This window comes from Micromonospora sp. CA-248260 (genome assembly GCF_050942205.1).
GTDB classification, from domain to species: Bacteria; Actinomycetota; Actinomycetes; order Mycobacteriales; family Micromonosporaceae; genus Micromonospora; species Micromonospora antibiotica.
On the sequence record NZ_CP192021.1, the window covers coordinates 4,825,621 to 4,843,231 of the forward strand.

The following is a 17,611-nucleotide window of genomic DNA, read 5'->3' on the forward strand; positions in this document are numbered from 1 at the left end:
ACACCGGGAGTTTCGGCCGCAGCTCAAGATTTCCGCAAGTTCCGCCCGGGAACGCTCCCACGCACGGACGGGAACGCGATCCTGGGGGCACGGACGCCGGGGTGGGGGCCACCCTCGGGGTTCGGGGGGACCTGCACGGGGGATCGCGCTCCGCCGGTTCGGCAACCGGCGTAGCGCGATCAGGGGTCTCCACCCACATGACCACCGCGCTGCGCGCCCCGCGGTGGCGGTCCGGTCCGGGTGTGCCGGCCGACGTCGGGGGTCGCTCCTATGCTGGCCGCATGGTGGAGCTGACCGGCGGCGAGGCGCTGACGTTGCGGATGACCGCGCTGGGCCTGCGGGAGCACCCGGGTGGCCGGCCGGTGGACGTGGCCGGGGTGGTGGAGTGGTTCGGTGCCATGCAGGCCCAGGACGCGGCGAGCGGCCTGTGGTCGCTGGGCCTGCGGCTGCCCGGTCACACCGAGGCCGACGTACGCGCCGCCCTGGAACGACGCGAGGCGCTGCGCACCTGGCCGATGCGGGGCACCGTGCACCTGGTCCCCTGCCGCGACGCCCGCTGGATGCTGGAGCTGACCGGGGTACGCGCCCTGGCCGGGGCACCGGCCCGCCGGGCCACGATCGGGCTGACCGAGGCAGACGCCGACCGGGCCGCCGACGTGCTCGGCGCGGCGCTGGCCGGCGGCGGCCGGTTGACCCGCGCCCAGTGCCTGGCCACACTCGCCGCCGCCGGCATCGACACCACCGGCCAGCGCGCCTACCACCTGCTCTGGTACGCCAGCCAACGGGGTGTCACCTGCATCGCCCCGCACGTGGGCACCGAGCAGACCTTCGCGCTACTCGACGAGTGGGCCCCCGACCCGCACCGGCCCGAGCGCGACGAGGCGCTGGGCATCCTGGCCCGGCGCTACTTCCGCAGTCACGGGCCGACGACCCGGCGGGACTTCACCGGCTGGACGGGGCTGACCGCCGCCGACGCGAAGCGCGCCATCGCGGTCGCCACCGACGCCGGGCAGTTGGCCGTGGTGCACGTCGACGGCGTGGAGTCGCACCTCGACCCGGCGTTGCTCGACGCGCCCCGCCTGCCGGTGGACGACGTCCACGTGCTCCCCGGCTTCGACGAGTATCTGCTGGGCTTCAAGGACCGCACCCTGATGGTGGACCCGGCGCACGTGCCGGCGGTGATCCCCGGCGGCAACGGCGTCTTCCAGTCCACCGTGGTGCGCGGCGGCCGGGTGGTCGGCACCTGGAAGCGCCGCCTCGCCCGGACCAGGGTCACCGTGACGGTGCAGCCGCTGGTCCCGCTGGACACGGAGATCAGACAGCGGGTCGGGGCGGCGTTGGAAGGCTACGCCCGCTTTCTCGACCTGCCGTTGCACCTCTCCCGGTAGCCCGCCGCATCCCGCAGCCCCTCGTGCCGGACCTCCCGGCCGCCGCCCGCGCCGCACAGCCCACACAGGCCGCACAGCCCGCCTGGGCCGGGCAGCCCCATAGGCCGCGCAGCCCGCCTGGGCCGGGTAGTCACCACGGGCCGGGCAGCCGCCACGGGCCCGGTAGCCACCACGGACTGGGTAGTTCCTGCGCGCCGCAGTGATGCGCACACATCCCGAACACCTTGCCCCGGTGACAACTCAGCGTAATTCTCGGCAGTATTACTGCCAGTAATCGGCCGCCTCGGCTGCCGAGAAGCCAGAAACCCCACCCTCATGTGCCCTGAACTGGTAATTCACCGAAACATCTCGCCGACCGCCACCACACTCACCCGCCCCCTTTGCTCTGCTGCCATCCACGCGACAGTTGCGGAAAGTGAGCGTCGCATCGGTGGCAGCAGAGCAAAGGGGCCGAAGGTGGTGGGGCGAGGCGGACGTTTGGGCTACTTTCCGTGCTGGGCGGGTGGCGGCGAGCCCCGAGGTTGGGCTCGGACGGCGCAGGCCGTCACCGGCCTCGTGGGCAGCCGCACCGGGCCGCTGCGTCTGCGGTCCCAGCGGGGCTGCGGTCCCAGCGGGGCCTGCAGCCCCAGCGGGGTGGGCCGCCGCCGCTGGGGCCGGACGTCCGGGCCGGGAGGGGATCAGTTGCCGAGCGTGCCGGCCGACCGGCCCTCGTGCAGGGTGAGATTTCGCCCGTTCGACGGGTCGAACAGGTGGATCTTCTCCAGGTTGAACCAGACCCGCCGGTCCTCGCCCTCCTGCACCGGCGACTCGGCCGACAGCCGGGTCACCAGGTTGCCCCCGCCGCCGCTGAAGTCGGCCCCGGCGTCGGCGGCCAACTCCTCCAGCTCGGCGGCGCTGGCCCGCTGCCCTTCGACGGTGAAGTAGACGTACTTGTCGGAGCCCATCGACTCGACGATGTCGGCGGGGGCGGTGAACTCCATGCCCCGGGCCCGCGCCTCGTCGTCGATCAGTTCGGCGTCCTCGAAGTGCTCGGGGCGGATGCCGAGGATCAGCTCCCTGGGCGCGTCGGCCCCCTCCAGCTCGCGGCGGATCCGGTCGCCGATCGGCACGTCACCCAGGGCGGTCCGCAGCTTCCCGTCCTCCACGGCGGCGTGCAGGAAGTTCATCGACGGGGAGCCGATGAAACCGGCGACGAAGAGGTTGCGGGGGTGGTCGTACAGCTCCTGGGGCGGGCCGACCTGCTGGATCGCGCCACCCCGCATGATGACCACGCGGTCGCCGAGGGTCATCGCCTCGGTCTGGTCGTGGGTCACGTAGACGGTGGTGGTGCCGAGCTTCTTCTGCAACCGGGACACCACGGTACGCATCTGCACCCGCAGCTTGGCATCCAGGTTGGACAGTGGCTCGTCCATCAGGAACGCCTTGGGCTGCCGGACGATCGCCCGGCCCATCGCCACCCGCTGGCGCTGCCCACCGGAGAGGTTCGCCGGCTTGCGGTCGAGCAGCGAGGTCAGCTCCAGCACTTTCGCCGCCTCGTCCACCTTCTGGTCGATGGTCGCCTTGTCCAGCTTGGCCAGCCGCAGCGGGAACGCCATGTTCTCCCGGACGGTCATGTTCGGGTAGAGCGCGTACGACTGGAACACCATCGCGATGTCCCGGTCCCGGGGCGCCTTGTCGTTGACCCGTTGCCCGCCGATGCGCAGCTCACCGGAGCTGATGTCCTCCAGCCCGGCGATCATGTTGAGGGTGGTGGACTTCCCGCAGCCGGACGGCCCGACCAGGATGACGAACTCGCCGTCGGCGATCTCCAGGTCGACGTCCTGCACCGCGACGGTGCCGTCGGGGAAGCTCTTGCTCACCTTGTCCAGCACGATGTCAGCCATTTTGTCACCTATCCCTTGACTGCGCCGGAGGTCAGACCGGAGACGATGCGGCGCTGGAAGAAGAGCACGAACAGGATGATCGGAATGGTGATCACCACGGCGGCGGCGCAGATCGCCCCGGTGGGGTCCTCGAACTGCGACTCGCCGGTGAAGAACGACAGCGCCACCGGCACCGTACGGGCCCGCTCGGTCGAGGTGAGCGTGATGGCGAACAGGAAGTCGTTCCAGCAGAAGATGAAGACCAGGATCGCCGTGGTGAACAGGCCCGGGGCGGCCAGCGGGGCGATGACCCGCCGGAACGCCTGCGCCTGGGTCGCGCCGTCCATCTTCGCGGCCTTCTCCAGGTCCCACGGGATCTGCTTGAAGAACGCCGACAGCGTGTAGATCGCCAGCGGCAGCGCGAAGGTGATGTACGGCAGGATCAGCCCCGGCCAGGTGTCGAAGAGGCCGAGTTGCCGTTCGATCTCGAACAGCGGCGACACCAGCGACACCTGCGGGAACATCGCGATCAGCAGGGACACCCCGACCAGCAGGCGCTTGCCGGGGAAGTCCAGCCGGCTGATCGCGTACGCGGCCATCGCGCCGAGGACCACCGCGATGAGCGTGGCGATCAGGGCGATGCCGATCGAGTTGGCCAGGGCGCGGACGAACTGGTCGGTGTCGAAGATGCTCTTGTAGTTGTCGAGCGTCCACTCCCTCGGCCAGAACTTGCCGTCGGTGAGGGTGGCCGGGGTCTTGAACGACAGGGACGCGATCCAGAGCACCGGGACCAGGGCGAACACGACGACGATGACGTCGATCAGGCCCCAGCGCAGCTTCGCGCGGGTGGTGGTGTCGGCCATGTCAGCGCCTCTCCCCGTCGTCGCTGCCCGGGGCAGCGGTGCCGAACAGCTTCACGAAGACGAACGCGATGATCGCCACCATGATGAAGATCAGCACGGACATCGTGGAGCCGATGCCGAGGTTGAGCCCCCGGATCAGGTTGTTGTAGGCGAGCATCGACACCGACGAGGTCTCGTTGCCGCCGTTGGTGAGCACGAAGATGTTGTCGAAAACCCGGAACGCGTCGAGGGTGCGGAACAGCAGGGCGACCAGGATCGCCGGCTTCATCACCGGCAGCATCACCTTGGTGAACCGCTGCCACGCCGTCGCCCCGTCGGTGGAGGCCGCCTTGAGCAGGTCCTCCGGGACCAGCGCCAGCCCGGCCATCAGCAGCAGGGCCATGAACGGGGTGGTCTTCCAGATCTCCGCCAGCATGATGATCGCCAGCGAACTGGCCCGCTCGGTCAGCGGCGCGCTGCCGTCGAACAGGTTGGCCAGGTAGCCGGTGCCGGGCGTCCAGGCGTACCGCCAGGAGAACGCGGCGACGACCGTGACGATGCCGTAGGGGATGAGCGCGGCGGTCCGGACGATGCCCCGGCCGACCAGGGTGCGGTGCATGACCAGGGCCAGCCCCATGCCGAGCACCAGCTCCACCGCGACGGTGACCACCGTGATCAGCATGGTCACCCCGAACGCGGTCCACCAGAACTCGTTGCTGAGCACGGTGACGTAGTTCTCCAGCCCGATGAACTCGCGCTGGTCGGGGAAGCGCAGGTCGAAGCGCTGCAACGACAACCAGACCGAATAGATGATCGGGTACGCGGTGACCAGCACCATGACCAGCGCGGCCGGGGCGCACAGCAGCCAGCCCAGTTTCCGCTCGGCCTTCTTGTTCTCGCTCAGCGGGGCTCGCCGACTCACGGCAGGACCCCCTTGGACTGGAGCGCGTCGGAAATCGCGTCGCGCAGCTCCTTGGCGGTCTGCTCCGGCCTGATCGCCGACGGCGGCGACAGGATCGCCGACATCACCGTGGAGATGCTCTGGTACGCGGGGGTCAGCGGACGGACCGCCGGCTCCTTCAGCTCCTCCAGGATGGTCTCCTTCATCGGGTACGCCTCGTCCATCTCCGGGTCGTCGTAGACCGCCTCGATGGTCGGGGGCACCCCGTCGTTGATCGCGGAGAACTTCTGGTTCTTGGCGTCCCGGAGGCACTTCGCCGCCTCGAAGGACTCCGTCGGGTGCTTGGAGTAGGCGCTGACCGCCATGTTGACCCCGCCGATGGTGACCTTGCTGGGGGTGTTCGCGTCGATGCCGGGCACCCGGGCCCACTTGACCTTCTTGGCCAGCTCCGGGTCGGCCTCCTGCAACGCCGGGTAGACGAACGGCCAGTTGACCTGGAAGGCGCCCTTGCCGGACTGGAAGTCCAGCCGGACCGGATCCTCGGTGGAGTTGCTGAACGACGGTGACGTCACGCCCGACGTGGCGAAGCGCTGGAGCTGGTCGAGGGCCTTGACGGTGCCTTCGTCCATCACGGCCTGCTTGCCGTCGTCGCTGAGGATCTTGCCCCCGGCACTCTCGGCGAGCGTGTTGTAGAGCACCACCAGGCCCTCGTACTGCGCGCCCATGGTGAGCACCTGGTACGGCTTGCCCTGCCCCTTGAGGTCCTTGGCGACGGTGATCATGTCGTCCCAGGTCTTGGGTGCCTGCGGGACGAGGTCGCTGCGGTACCAGAGCAGTTGCACGTTGGTGTTCTTGGGCGCCCCGTAGAGCTTGCCCTCGTAGCGGGCGGTGTCCAGCGGGCCCGCCAGGGTGCCCTGTTCGACCTCGGACTTGTCCTGACCGGTCCACTCCCGGATCCACTTCGCGCTGGCGAACTCCTGGGTCCAGGTCACGTCGAGGCCGAGCACGTCCATCCCGGTGTCCTCGGCGGCCAGCCGGCGGACGAGCTGCACCCGCTGGTCGTCGGCCTGCCGGGGCAGCACCCGGTAGGCGATCTTGTAGCGCCCCTCGGCGCGGGTGTTGCAGTCGTCGACCACCTTCTGCAGGTTCTGCTCGGGCGGGTAGTACAGGTTGATCGTGGGCGTACCACCGCCACCGTCGTCGGTGCCGCACGCGGCCAGCGGCGCGACCAGCGCCAGCGCGGCGGCGGCCGCCCCGGCCCGGAGCGCCGGCCGACGCCGGTGTCGGGCCGTTCCGGGGTCCGTCATCGCCCCTCCCCCTCTCTTCGGCGAAACCGGGGAGGTCAACCCGTGCCCCGGTGCACGGCAAGCCGTTACCGGGCCGGTGAAGTGCGGAAACGCGCCGCCCCGGGGTGTTGCGTGCGCCTACACTGCCCGACCTGCGAAGTCGTGAAACCTGTCGGTAACCGGAGTCGGGACGGGTGGGGCCGGGCCCACCGCGCAGGCGTCACCGGTGTCCGGGTCGTGCCCGTGCGGGCGGTTTCAGCGCCGGGCCCTGGCCCAGGTCAGGAAACGTTCGGTCATCCAGGCCGGCGGGTGCTCCGGGTGCAGTTGGGCGAGCTGGTTGGTCGCCTCGTGCATCAGGGTGCCGAGGTAGACCAGCAGCCCGGTGCGGTCCCTGCGGTACTCGGTGAGCAGGGCGAGCTTGGCCGGCTGGCAGGGCCACTCCCGGCCACAGTTGCGGCACCGCCACAGCGGGCGCATCGCGACGTGCGGGACCGGCGGTCGGACCACCATCACCGCCACCTCCTCGAATCGTGGGCGCGGTGGCCCCCGGCCGTCGTGGCCGGAGGCCGACCGCATCGACCTGGGATTGGAAGGGGCCGCTCCCGCACGGGGGGTGTCGGGAGCGGCCCCGGGCAGGGCCCGCTGCCGCCCTCCCCGGCTGCCAGCGGGCCCGCCACCGGTGACAGTGTGCTGACCGGACCACTACTGTCGATACACGCTCACGTCATCTGCGCAGCTCAGCAGGGTGGGTGAGCGACCACGAGCGACCCGCCGGTCCACGGTGGGCAGGAACCGGGGGTGTGATGGGGACGGCTACCGACTACGTGTTGGAGGAGTTACGCCTGTTCCGGGCGTCACTCGCACTCAGCCAGGAGGATTTCGGTAAGGGCATCGGCTACTCGGGGTCGCACGTCAGCTCGGTGGAGACCGGCGGCCGGGCGCCCACGAAGGAGTTCATGAAGGCCGTCGACGGCCACCACGACACCGGCGGGCGCTTCCTGCGGATGCTGGACCGGTTGGGCCGACTCGACGCCGAGCCCGCCTGGCTGCGGGAGTGGATCGAGTTCGAACGGGAGGCGACCACGCTGCGCTGGTTCGAGCTGGCGTACGTGCCGGGCCTGTTGCAGACCGAACGGTACGCCCGCGCGACGCTGGCCGGTGGCCGGTTCGCCCCGGAGGACGTCGACCGGATCGTGGCGTCCCGGCTCGAACGGCAGGCGATCCTGCGGCGGGAACGCCCACCGCAGCTCATCTGCGTGATCGACGAGACGGTGCTGCGCCGGCCGGTGCTCGACCAGCCGGGGCTGATGATCGAGCAGTGCGAGCACCTGGCCCGGTTGACCGCCGAGGAGCACGTCCAGGTGCACATCGTGCCGACCGACGCCGGCATGTACCTGGGGCTGGCCGGGCAGTTCATCATCGCCGAGATGCCCGACGGCGAGCGGGTCGCCCATGCGGACAACCAGCTCACCGCGCAGATCGTCGATACGCCGACCGATGTCGCTACGCTGGCCAGAACGTGGGAGATCGTGCGGAACGAGGCGCTCCCCCGCCGGCAGTCAATCGAGCTGATCGAGGAAGTGGCGAAGTCATGGACATGATGACCCCGCAGTGGCGGAAGTCGACCAGGTCCGGCGGCAACGGCGGATCGTGCGTCGAGGTCGCCGACAATCTGCCCGACCGGGTGCTGGTGCGCGACACCAAGGACCGCGAGGGCGGCACCCTGCACTTCGACCGTACGGCCTGGACCGCGTTCGTCGGCTACGCCAAGCGGCACTGACCAGGTCGGTCGACCAGGCTCCCCCGCACCGCCGGGAGCCTGGTCGACCCGGCCCGGCCGCCCCGCGCCGGTCAGCCTGACCAGCCCCGATCCCGGCCCGCCCTGACCCGGCCGCGGCCGGCCCCCATCCGACCCGCCCTCGGCTGCCCTGGCCCGGCCGGCCGCAGCGTGCCGAGCGCAAGATCGACTCATGTGGGGCGCAACAGCGGTATCGAGGTGCGGCGGACACCGCAACATCGACCCCAAGGAGTCGATCAACCGCGCCGCCCCCGTCCCGACCGGCATCGCACGTCCCGTCGGCTTGTCGACGACTGTCCGGATGGCGGGCGCGGTGGGCTGTCCCGGGGCATGCCGCGTGCACTAGCGTTGACGCACTCACTCCACCAGGCCGCGCGTCGCCGTCGTAGTCGATACGCCTCCGGCCGACATCAGCCTGCCCGTTCGGTGGGTTCTCCCGCGAACTCCCACTGCGCCCCCCGGCCCGGGCAGGATCGTCCTCAACGAGGAGGTGCCCCGTGGTGCAGGACACCCGCGCTCTCGCCCTGACGTTCGAGGTGAGCGGCCTGCCACCGGTGAAAACCGAGGCGCTGTCCATCTTCGCTGCCGGCCATCGGCAGGCGACGAGGGTCCGCGCCCTACTCGAGGCGGCCTGCGCCGCGGCCCAGCAGACCGGCTGGACGCCGTTGGCCGGGCCGATCGAGGTCGACCTGATCCTGCGGTGCCCACCCGGGCACCGCACCTCCGACGCCAGCACCCTGCTGGGCGGGGTGTGCGCGGTGCTCCAGGACAAGAAGCGGGTGGCCAACATCGGGCTGGCCCATCTCGGGGTCCTGGTCGACGTCGCCCTCTACGTCGACGACCGGCAGATCCGCCGGCTGTCGTACCGGGAGGAACCGGCGGAGGACTTCTCGTACCAGGTCCGGGTGGCCGACGCGTCAGCCGTGGTTTGACCGACGTCCGCGGTGGGGTACCGCGGACGCCGACGAAGGGAGCGCCGATGTCGGAGCCACATGTCACGCTCGACCCGAGAGGGCTCGATCCGGTGCAGCAGAAGCTGCGCGGCCCACTGGAGGATCAGCTGACCTCGGCCCTCCAGGCCGCCACCGACCGGGTCCGGGCCGGCTACGCGGGCGAGCCGGTCGAGCAGGTCTGCCAGCTGCTGCTCGACGAGACCCGGTCCGGGCTGCACCCGGACATCGCCGCCGGTTTCCGGCCCGACATGGACGAGTTCTGCCGGGTGGCGGTGGCGATCGTCCGGGACGAGATCGCCTGACCCCGGCGCACCGCGTGCCAGCTCAACCCCGACCAAGGCCCCGCACCAGCCAGGGCTCACCCGACCATGCCTCCACCGGCCAGGGCCCGACACCGGTCAAGCCCACCAGCCAGGGCCCGACACCGGCCGAGCCCTCACCGGACGGGGATCAGTAGCGGCCGAGGTTCTGGGCCGGGCAGATCACGATGCGCGGGGCATGCTTCGGGTCCAGCCAGCGCAGCAGGGTCACCAGGTCGGCGTGCGACATGCTGACGCACCCGGCGGTCGGGCCGCCGCCGGCCTTGCTGAACTCGTGCAGGAAGATGCCGCTGCCGGCGTTGGGCACGGGCTTGGGCACGGTCGGCGGCATGTTGTAGGTGATGACCGCGAAGTGGGTGTACGCCGGCACCTCCCGCCACAACGCCTCGCTGTATCCGCCGGGGTTCGTGCTGCTGTGCTGGAACGTGTTGTAGGCCGCCGAGTTCGGGTTCTCGTTCCACCAGTCGTCGGTGACCACCCGGTGGTAGGGGAAGCGCACGCCCGGGTTGGCGGCGATGCCGTACATGGTGGGGCCGAAGGAGTAGACCCCGGTCGGGGTGGTCGCCACCCCCTCGGTGTGGTTGTCGCTGAACCCCTTCGCGCCCAGCCGGGCGGCCAGCGGGGCCGAGACCGCCACCCAGCGCCCACCCGCCTGGTGGAACGTCTCCATCGTGGCGTACGTGGTGGAGTAGCTGCTGCCGGTGACGATGACGACCTGGCGGGTCCCGGCGGGCAGGGTGGTCAGCCGGGAGGCCCGGTTCGGTGGCGGGAGCGGCCGCCCGCGACCCGTCGCCAGTGCCGAGCCGGGTGTGGTTTCCATCCCGAGATGATCGCACCACGAACGACACCAGGTGTCCCGAGGATCGCCGGGTGCTGGTCCGGTGGGTCAGGGCCGGGTCCGCAACTCCCCGGCCCTGACCGCCAGCCGTCCGGCCCGGCAGCGGTGGTCGCCGGTGCGAGCACGACAGGCGGGGCAGGCCGCCCATGTCGGGCCCGACACTCGGGCCAGGCCGCCTGCACTCAGCTCCACGGTGCCCCGGGCGTCGGACTTCGGCGCGTCCCGGCCACCCCGAATGGCGCCGGACGCGGGCCCAGGTTAGGCACCCGTCGCCGGGCCGGGCAAGCAGGTAGGTGGGGGCTGCGGGGCTGATTCCCGCCGGGGCGGAATTGCGGCATCCCGGCGTGACACGGTCAGCCGGGTCGACGCTGTTGGCGCTCAGAAGTGGGCGAGCAGATCCGGGAAGGCAGCCAGCCGGATCACCCCGGTGTCGGCCGGGTCGAGGTCGTCGTTCTCCAGCACCCAGGTGTTCTCGTTGGGGATGAACACCGCCCGCATCCCGGCCGCCCGCGCCGGCAGGATGTCCGACTTCGGGGAGTTGCCGATCATCCACGCGTCGGCCGGCGCGAAGCCGTGTTCCCGGGCCAGCCACCGGTAGGTCCCGGCGTCCTTCTCGGCCACGACGTGCGCTGCGGTGAAGTGGTGCAGCAGGCCGCACGCGTCCAGCTTGCGTTGCTGCTCCTCCCGGTCCCCCTTGGTCAGCAGCAGCAGGTCGTAGCGGGTGGCCAGGGCGTCGAGGGTGTCGGCGACCCCGGGCATCAACTCGACCTGGTGGTTGACCAGCGCGGTGGCCAACCCGTCGATGTCCGCACGTTCCCGGTCGGTGGCCGGCCGTTCCCGCAGCCGCTCCAGGCACTCGCCGAGGCTGCGCAGGAAGACCTTGCTGCCGTAGCCGTGGGCCACCGCGTTGGCCCGCTCGATGTCGTCGAGCACGGTACGGATCTGGGCCCGGTCGAGGCTCGGGTGGTCGAGCCAGTCCAGGAAGTCGTCGATCACCCGCTCGAACAGGACGTTGTTCTCCCACAGCGTGTCGTCGGCGTCGAAGATCAGCGTCGTCGCGCGCCCACCCGGGACCGTCCCGGCCACCGCAGCGGCCCCGCCCGACGTCGACCCGGTCGCACCCGTGTCCACCCTGGTCCCCTCCCCGATCGGTCGGCCGCCCGGCCCGGGGGCGGTCCCGGACACGTTAGCGGCCCGGCCCGCCCGGCACATCCGGGTTGTCCCGGCGCAGGGTCAGGATCAGGTCGGCCACCAGCGCCGTCCACCCGGTCTGGTGCCAGGCCCCGAGCCCGGCGCCGTTGTCGCCGTGGAAATACTCGGGGAAGGCGATCAGGTCCCGCCAGTCGGGATGGGTCTGGAACAGCTGACACGCCCCGTAGATCGGCCGGCGGCCCCAGTCGTCCCGGGTGAACAGTGAGATCAACCGGACGGACAGGTCGTCGGCGATCTCGTCCAGGGTGCACTTGCGCCCCGACCTGGTCGGGTACTCCACCTGCAGGTCGTCGCCGAAGAACGCCGCGTAGTCACGCAACGCGCTGATCAGCAGGAAGTTCGTCGGCATCCAGATCGGGCCGCGCCAGTTGGAGTTGCCGCCGAACAACCCGCTCGTCGACTCGGCCGGCTCGTAGCCGACGCAGAACTCCTGCCCGCCCAGGTCGACCGCGAACGGCTTGTCCAGGTGCGCCCGGCTCAGCGTCCGCAGACCGTAGTCGGAGAGGAACTCGTCGGGGTCGAGCATCCGGGCCAGCAGCCGGACCACCTGCTCCGGGCCGACCATGGACAGCAGCCGCTGCTGACGCCCGTCCGGGCCGAGCCGACGGGCCCCGATCACGTCGGCGTACTCGGGGCGTTGGGTGAGGAACCAGCGCAGCCGGGCACCCAGCTCGGGCAGGCGGTGCAGGGTACGGGCGCTGAGCCGGGTGGTGGCCGCCAACGGCAGCAACCCGACCACCGAACGGACCTTCAACGGCACCTGACTGCCGTCGGCGAGGCGCAGCACGTCGTAGAAGAACGCGTCCTCGGCGTCCCACAGCCCCTGCGAGTAACCGGCGGCGGCGATGTACGCGAAGTGTTCGAAGAACTTCGTCGCGGTGTCCACGTACGCCCGGTCGTGCTCGGCCAGCACGATGGCCATGTCCAGCAGGTTGAGGGCGTACATCGCCATCCAGCCGGTGCCGTCGGACTGTTCGAGGACCCCGGCCACCGGCAGCGCCGCCGAGCGGTCGAACGGGCCGACGTTGTCCAGCCCGAGGAAACCGCCCTCGAACAGGTTGTTGCCGCCGGTGTCCTTGCGGTTGACCCACCAGGTGAAGTTGAGCAGCAGCTTGTGCATCACCCGGGCGAGGAACTCGTGGTCGCGCCCGCCGTCGATCTCGAACACCTTCAGCGCCGCCCAGGCGTGCACCGGCGGGTTCACGTCGCCGAACGCCCACTCGTACGCCGGGATCTGGCCGTTGGGGTGCAGGTACCACTCGCGGAGCAGGAGCAGCACCTGCGCCTTGGCGAAGCCCGGGTCGACCCGGGCGATGGTGACGCAGTGGAAGGCCAGATCCCAGGCGGCGTACCAGGGATATTCCCACGGGTCCGGCATGGAGATCACGTCGAAGCTGGTCATGTGCCACCAGGCGCTGTTGCGCCCGTGGCGGCGGCCGGCCGGCGGCGTCGAGCCCGGGTCGCCGTCGAGCCACCGTTTGACGTCGAAGTGGTAGAACTGCTTGCCCCACATCAGCCCGGCGATCGCCTGCCGGGCGACGAGGGCCTCGTCGGCGCTGGCCGCCGCCGGGATCACCCCGGCGAAGAAGCGGTTCGCCTCGGCCCGCCGGGCCCACACCACCGCGTCGAAGCCCGCGCCCAACTCCGCCGGGGGCGGTGCGACGGCCCCGGGCGGCGGGGCGGTCCGGGTCAGCCGCAACCGGATCTGCCGTTGCCCGCCGGCCGGCACCTCCAGCACGTAGTGCAGGGCACCCTTGGTGCCCTCCCGGTCCGGGTTGACGGTGGCCGCGCCGGCCACCACGTGGTCGTTGATCCCGTCCTTCGGGTACGGCGAGCGACCGGCCAGCCCCCACAGCCGCTCGGCGTTGGTGTCGTTGTCGCAGAGCAGCGGGACCGGCTCGCCGTCGCCCTCCAGCAGGATCTGCCCCAGCACCCAGTGCTCGCCGACCAGCCGGCCCCCCTCGCCGGTCAGCCGGGGCACCCGGTCCGCGCCGGGCGGACCCCAGGCCCAGGTGTTGCGGAACCACAGCGTGGGCAGCACGTGCAGGGTGGCCGCCTCGTCGGCCCGGTTGGCGACGGTGACCAGGATGCACATGTCCGTCGGGGACGCCTTGGCGTAGTCGACGGTGACCGCCCAGTACCTGTCGTCGTCGAAGATGCCGGTGTCGACCAGCTCGTACTCGTTCTCGTCCCGGCCGCGCAGGGCGTTCACGGCGACCAGCTCGTCGTACGGGAAGGCGGCCTGCGGGTAGTGGTAGCGCCAGCGCATCCACGAGTGGGTGGGGGTGCTGTCGAGGTACCACCAGTATTCCTTGGCGTCCTCGCCGTGGTTGCCGCCGTCGCCGCCGAGGCCGAACATCCGCTCCTTGAGGATCGGGTCGACGCCGTTCCACAGCGCCAGCGCGAAGCAGAACGTCTGCCGGTCGTCGCAGACGCCCGCCATGCCGTCCTCGTTCCACCGGTAGGCTCTGGACCGCGCGTGGTCGTGGGGGAAGTAGTCCCACGCCGTGCCGTGTTCGCTGTAGTCCTCCCGTACCGTCCCCCACGCCCGCTCGGACAGATAGGGACCCCATGCTCGCCAGTCCTGCTCCCCGGCGTCAGCCTGGGCGAGCCGGAGCCGCTCGGCGTCGGGGGACGGGGCGTCGGAGGGCGATCTGTCGGTGAGCACCTGCACATTTTCGACGCCGCCGGGGTACTTGACCACAGCGGCCATTGTCGTCGTGGCGTGTTACACCTCGCCGCCACAGGAGGAAAGAAGTTGATCGAGTTCGGTTTCGGGCCGGGGGTCTGCGGTGAACTGGCCACCGGGGCGACCCGGGAATGGCTGGTCACCGACGGTCTCGGCGGTTACGCCATGGGCACGGTGAGCGGGTTGCGGACCCGCCGCTACCACGGTCTGCTGGTGGTCGCCGGAGAGACGCCGGCCGCCCGCCGGGTGGGACTGGTCAGCCTGGACCCGGCGGTGGTCCTGCCGTCCGGGGCCCGGGTGCGGCTCGGCGCGCACGAGTGGAACTCCGGCGTGGTCGACCCGCGCGGCTACGAGTTCCTGGAACGGTTCGACCTGGTCGACGGGCTGCCGCGCTGGCGGTGGCGGATCGGCGAGGTGGTGATCGAGCGGGAACTGGCCATGACGTACGGCCGGCCCGCCGTGGCGGTGGTGCACCGGCTGGTGGCCGGCGGCCCGGTCCGGCTGGACCTGTCGGCCGCCTGCACCTGGCGCGACGCGCACGGCGAGCGGCGGGCCGACGGTCCGACGCCCCGGGTGGAGCCGGCCGACGGCGGCGCGGTGGTCGAGGGCGCATACCGGCTGACCGGCCCGGACTGGACGCCCGAGGGGCAGTGGTGGCTGGGCGTGCACCACCGCGAGGAGGCCGCCCGGGGGCTGCACCCCGACGAGGACCTGTGGTGCGCCGGGCGGTTCTCCGGCGCGCTGGACCGCCCCGGGGACACCGTGTCGGTGCTGGCCTGGGCCGGCGACCTGGCCGAGGAGCCGCCCCCGGCGACGCAGGTGGTGGCGGCGGCCCGGCAACGGCACCGGGCGGTCGTGGCGGCGGCGAAACCGGCCGACGCGGTGGACGCCACCCTGGCGCTGGCCGCCGACGCGTTCGTGGTGCGCACCGCCACCGGCCCGGACGTGGTCGCCGGCTACCCGTGGTTCGGGGCCTGGTCGCGGGACACCATGACCTCCTACGAGGGGTTGTTCCTGTGCACCGGGCGGGCCGACGAGGGGCGGGAGCTGCTGCGGGGGTACGCGGCGACGCTGTCGGAGGGGATGCTGGCGAACACCGCCGACACGGGTCGGGTGGAGTACAACACGGTCGACGCGACGCTGTGGTTCCTGCACGCGGTGAGCCGGCACGTCACCGTCACCGGCGACACCGACCTGGGTGACGAGCTGCTGCCGGCGCTGCACGGGGTGGTGCAGGCGCACCTGGCCGGCACCCGGTACGGCATCGCGGTCGACCCGGCCGACGGGCTGATCACCCAGGGTGGCACCCCGGGCACCGCGCTGACCTGGATGGACGCCCGGGTGTACGGGGTGCCGGTGACCCCCCGGGTCGGCAAGCCGGTCGAGGTCAACGCGTTGTGGATCAGCGGGTTGGCCGGGTTGGCGGAGCTGACCGAGCTGGCCGGGCAGGACCCGGACGAGCTGTGGCGGTTGCACGACCGGGCCCGGGAGTCGTTCGGCAAGCGGTTCCCCACCCCGGCGGGCTGGCTGCACGACGTGGTGGACGCGCCCGCCCCGGCGTACCCGCTGGGTGGGGCGGCGCACCACGACGACGACCTGCTGCGCCCCAACCAGCTGCTCGCCTGGTCGCTGCCGTACGCCCCGCTGGAGCCGGACCCGGTGGCGCTGCGTCGGGTGGCCGCCGGGCTGTTCACCCCGCTGGGCCCGCGCAGCCTGGCCCCCGACTCGCCGGAGTTCGCGCCCCGGCACCGGGGTGGCCCGGCGGAGCGGGACGGCGCGTACCACCAGGGGACGGTCTGGCCGTGGCTGGTCGGGCCGTTCGTCGAGGCGTACCGCAAGGCCGGGCTGCCCACCGACGACCTGCTGGTCGGGCTGGTCGGACACCTGGGGGAATTCGGCCTGGGCTCGGTCAGCGAGACGGCGGACGCCACCGCCCCGCACGCCGCCACCGGCTGCCCGTTCCAGGCGTGGTCGGTGGCCGAGCTGCTGCGGGTCAGGCGGGTTCGATAGGCAGGCGTTACACACCGGCAACGGCGGCGTCTCCGCTGGTTATCCACCGGTGGGCAGGATGGGCCCCAACCCCGGGCCGCAGCGAGGACACCCTTCTGGTGTCCCACCGGCGTGCGCCCAGGACACCACCCGAAGGGGGCCGCATGTCACCTGACGCCGACGTGATCGACATCCACCCCGCCCGGCACCAGCGGGTGCTGATGCTGTCCTGGGAGTACCCGCCGGTGCTGGTCGGCGGCCTCGGCCGGCACGTACACGCGCTGGCCACCGCCCTGGCCGCCGCCGGGCACGAGGTCACCGTGGTCACCCGGCACGCCGAGGGGGCGCCCCTGGAGGAGTACGCCGAGGGGGTCCGCGTCCTGCGCGCCCCCGAGGACCCGGTGACCTTCCCGCTGGCCACCGGGTCCCTGCTGGCCTGGACGATGGCGTTCAACCACACCCTGACCCGGACCGCCCTGCGGGCCACCGACTCCGCCGACTACGACGTGATCCACGCCCACGACTGGCTGGTCGGGCACACCGCCGTAACCCTGGCCGAGCACCTCGACCTGCCGCTGGTCACCACCATCCACGCCACCGAGGCCGGCCGCCACCAGGGCTGGCTGCCCGGGGAACTCAACCGCACCATCCATGGTGTCGAACACTGGATCAGCAACGCCTCGACCCGGGTGATCGCCTGCTCCGGTTACATGCGCGCCCAGGTGAGCCGGCTGTTCGACGTCCCGGCGGGGCGGGTCGACGTGGTGCCCAACGGGGTCGACGACCGGGCCTGGCGGGCCCGGCCCCGGGCGGTCGCCTCGGCCCGCGCCCGGTTCGCCGGGGACGGCCCGCTGGTCGGCTACGCCGGTCGGCTGGTCTACGAGAAGGGCGTACAGCACCTGGTGGACGCCGTGCCGCACCTGCGGGAGCGGCACCCGGGGCTGCGGGTGGTGATCGCCGGGGACGGCCCGTACAAGGACGAGCTGGTCGACCAGGTACGCCGGCTGCACGTCGGCGACAGCGTCCGGTTCGCCGGGTTCCTCGACGCCGGACAGCTCCCGGCGGTGCTCGCCGCCACCGACGCGACGGTCGTGCCGAGCCTCTACGAGCCGTTCGGCATGATCGCCCTGGAGGCGGCGGCGGCCGGCGCCCCGCTGGCGGTGGCGAGCACCGGCGGGCTGGCCGAGATCGTCGAGCCGGGCGTCACCGGGGTGACCTTCCCGCACAGCGACCCGGGCGCGCTCGCCGGTGCGGTCGACCGGCTCGTCGGCGACGAGGTCTTCGCCCGCCGGGTGGCCCGCCGGGCCCGCACCATGGTCGGCGAGCGGTACGGCTGGGTAGCCATCGCCGCACGTACCGTGAGCAGCTACTCCACCGCCCGTCGCGAACACGGCGGCTTCCAGGCCCGACGCGCCGCGACCCTGCTGACCGGCGGTCGCCAGCGGATCGCCATCCCCGAGGGCAACCTGCTGGCGTTCGACGGTGCCGCCTGCTGAGGAAACCGGGACCCGACGACCGATAGGTCCGCCCCGA

Annotated in this window: 15 protein-coding genes; 7 read left to right on the forward strand and 8 right to left on the reverse strand. The window is 71.8% G+C overall.

The genetic code is table 11. The annotated features are described in order from the left end of the window. The first annotated feature begins 281 nt into the window (after positions 1 to 281). Entirely contained in the window at positions 282 to 1,388 is a 1,107-nt protein-coding gene (locus ACQP2H_RS20570) for a winged helix DNA-binding domain-containing protein (protein WP_433228521.1), read from the forward strand. A gap of 677 nt (positions 1,389 to 2,065) precedes the next feature. Here ACQP2H_RS20570 and ACQP2H_RS20575 read toward each other — a convergent pair. The 5 genes from ACQP2H_RS20575 to ACQP2H_RS20595 all read right to left on the reverse strand — a co-directional run bounded on the left by ACQP2H_RS20575 (position 2,066) and on the right by ACQP2H_RS20595 (position 6,789). Beyond that, complete coding sequence (locus tag ACQP2H_RS20575) at positions 2,066 to 3,271, reverse strand: ABC transporter ATP-binding protein (protein WP_219463600.1); 1,206 nt, start codon at positions 3,269 to 3,271, stop codon at positions 2,066 to 2,068. An 8-nt stretch (positions 3,272 to 3,279) separates the two neighbouring features. Continuing rightward, positions 3,280 to 4,113, reverse strand: coding sequence for a carbohydrate ABC transporter permease (locus ACQP2H_RS20580; protein WP_433228524.1), 834 nt, complete (start codon positions 4,111 to 4,113; stop codon positions 3,280 to 3,282). 1 nt (position 4,114) lies between these two features. Continuing rightward, on the reverse strand, positions 4,115 to 5,014 hold the full coding sequence (locus ACQP2H_RS20585; protein WP_433228526.1) for a carbohydrate ABC transporter permease: 900 nt from the start codon (positions 5,012 to 5,014) through the stop codon (positions 4,115 to 4,117). Further along, positions 5,011 to 6,300, reverse strand: coding sequence for an ABC transporter substrate-binding protein (locus ACQP2H_RS20590; protein ID WP_219463610.1), 1,290 nt, complete (start codon positions 6,298 to 6,300; stop codon positions 5,011 to 5,013). The genes ACQP2H_RS20585 and ACQP2H_RS20590 overlap by 4 nt, the downstream gene beginning before the upstream one ends. A gap of 234 nt (positions 6,301 to 6,534) precedes the next feature. Further along, positions 6,535 to 6,789, reverse strand: a complete 255-nt coding sequence (locus tag ACQP2H_RS20595) for a flavin reductase (RefSeq protein ID WP_433228528.1) — start codon at positions 6,787 to 6,789, stop codon at positions 6,535 to 6,537. A 293-nt stretch (positions 6,790 to 7,082) separates the two neighbouring features. Between ACQP2H_RS20595 and ACQP2H_RS20600 the strand changes: the two genes are divergently transcribed. From ACQP2H_RS20600 to ACQP2H_RS20615, 4 genes are all read left to right on the forward strand, one after another. After that, a complete protein-coding gene (locus ACQP2H_RS20600; RefSeq protein WP_219463614.1) occupies positions 7,083 to 7,880 on the forward strand; it encodes a helix-turn-helix domain-containing protein in 798 nt (265 codons plus the stop codon). Continuing rightward, entirely contained in the window at positions 7,877 to 8,059 is a 183-nt protein-coding gene (locus tag ACQP2H_RS20605) for a DUF397 domain-containing protein (protein ID WP_204926244.1), read from the forward strand. Before ACQP2H_RS20600 ends, ACQP2H_RS20605 begins: the two co-directional genes overlap by 4 nt. A 518-nt stretch (positions 8,060 to 8,577) precedes the next feature. Beyond that, positions 8,578 to 9,009 carry a hypothetical protein gene (locus ACQP2H_RS20610; protein WP_208569832.1) on the forward strand — a complete coding sequence of 144 codons (432 nt, stop codon included), beginning with the start codon at positions 8,578 to 8,580 and terminating at the stop codon, positions 9,007 to 9,009. Between the two features lie 47 nt (positions 9,010 to 9,056). Beyond that, complete coding sequence (locus ACQP2H_RS20615) at positions 9,057 to 9,332, forward strand: hypothetical protein (protein ID WP_219463615.1); 276 nt, start codon at positions 9,057 to 9,059, stop codon at positions 9,330 to 9,332. Positions 9,333 to 9,480: 148 nt separating this feature from the next. On the opposite strand, the gene ACQP2H_RS20620 is transcribed toward ACQP2H_RS20615, so the two are convergent. From ACQP2H_RS20620 to ACQP2H_RS20630, 3 genes are all read right to left on the reverse strand, one after another. Further along, entirely contained in the window at positions 9,481 to 10,170 is a 690-nt protein-coding gene (locus ACQP2H_RS20620) for a L,D-transpeptidase family protein (protein WP_433228531.1), read from the reverse strand. A gap of 396 nt (positions 10,171 to 10,566) precedes the next feature. Next, positions 10,567 to 11,274, reverse strand: a complete 708-nt coding sequence (locus ACQP2H_RS20625; RefSeq protein ID WP_433233608.1) for an HAD family hydrolase — start codon at positions 11,272 to 11,274, stop codon at positions 10,567 to 10,569. A 100-nt stretch (positions 11,275 to 11,374) separates the two neighbouring features. Next, complete coding sequence (locus tag ACQP2H_RS20630; RefSeq protein ID WP_219463618.1) at positions 11,375 to 14,113, reverse strand: MGH1-like glycoside hydrolase domain-containing protein; 2,739 nt, start codon at positions 14,111 to 14,113, stop codon at positions 11,375 to 11,377. Positions 14,114 to 14,158: 45 nt separating this feature from the next. Here ACQP2H_RS20630 and ACQP2H_RS20635 point away from each other — a divergent pair, with 45 nt between their 5' ends. Then, the gene (locus ACQP2H_RS20635; protein ID WP_433228533.1) at positions 14,159 to 16,099 is read left to right on the forward strand and encodes an amylo-alpha-1,6-glucosidase; all 1,941 of its coding nucleotides are present in this window, start codon (positions 14,159 to 14,161) and stop codon (positions 16,097 to 16,099) included. A 143-nt stretch (positions 16,100 to 16,242) separates the two neighbouring features. Next, positions 16,243 to 17,574 carry a glycosyltransferase family 4 protein gene (locus tag ACQP2H_RS20640; RefSeq protein ID WP_433228535.1) on the forward strand — a complete coding sequence of 444 codons (1,332 nt, stop codon included), beginning with the start codon at positions 16,243 to 16,245 and terminating at the stop codon, positions 17,572 to 17,574. Positions 17,575 to 17,611: the final 37 nt, after the last annotated feature.

Excerpts from the sequence above, each read along its gene's own strand:
- ACQP2H_RS20570 (WP_433228521.1), top strand. The coding sequence starts at position 282 with ATGGTGGAGCTGACCGGCGGCGAGGCGCTGACGTTGCGGATGACCGCG.
- ACQP2H_RS20575 (WP_219463600.1), bottom strand. The coding sequence starts at position 3,271 with ATGGCTGACATCGTGCTGGACAAGGTGAGCAAGAGCTTCCCCGACGGC.
- ACQP2H_RS20580 (WP_433228524.1), bottom strand. The coding sequence starts at position 4,113 with ATGGCCGACACCACCACCCGCGCGAAGCTGCGCTGGGGCCTGATCGAC.
- ACQP2H_RS20590 (WP_219463610.1), bottom strand. The coding sequence starts at position 6,300 with ATGACGGACCCCGGAACGGCCCGACACCGGCGTCGGCCGGCGCTCCGG.
- ACQP2H_RS20595 (WP_433228528.1), bottom strand. The coding sequence starts at position 6,789 with ATGGTGGTCCGACCGCCGGTCCCGCACGTCGCGATGCGCCCGCTGTGG.
- ACQP2H_RS20600 (WP_219463614.1), top strand. The coding sequence starts at position 7,083 with ATGGGGACGGCTACCGACTACGTGTTGGAGGAGTTACGCCTGTTCCGG.
- ACQP2H_RS20605 (WP_204926244.1), top strand. The coding sequence starts at position 7,877 with ATGATGACCCCGCAGTGGCGGAAGTCGACCAGGTCCGGCGGCAACGGC.
- ACQP2H_RS20615 (WP_219463615.1), top strand. The coding sequence starts at position 9,057 with ATGTCGGAGCCACATGTCACGCTCGACCCGAGAGGGCTCGATCCGGTG.
- ACQP2H_RS20620 (WP_433228531.1), bottom strand. The coding sequence starts at position 10,170 with ATGGAAACCACACCCGGCTCGGCACTGGCGACGGGTCGCGGGCGGCCG.
- ACQP2H_RS20630 (WP_219463618.1), bottom strand. The coding sequence starts at position 14,113 with ATGGCCGCTGTGGTCAAGTACCCCGGCGGCGTCGAAAATGTGCAGGTG.
- ACQP2H_RS20640 (WP_433228535.1), top strand. The coding sequence starts at position 16,243 with ATGTCACCTGACGCCGACGTGATCGACATCCACCCCGCCCGGCACCAG.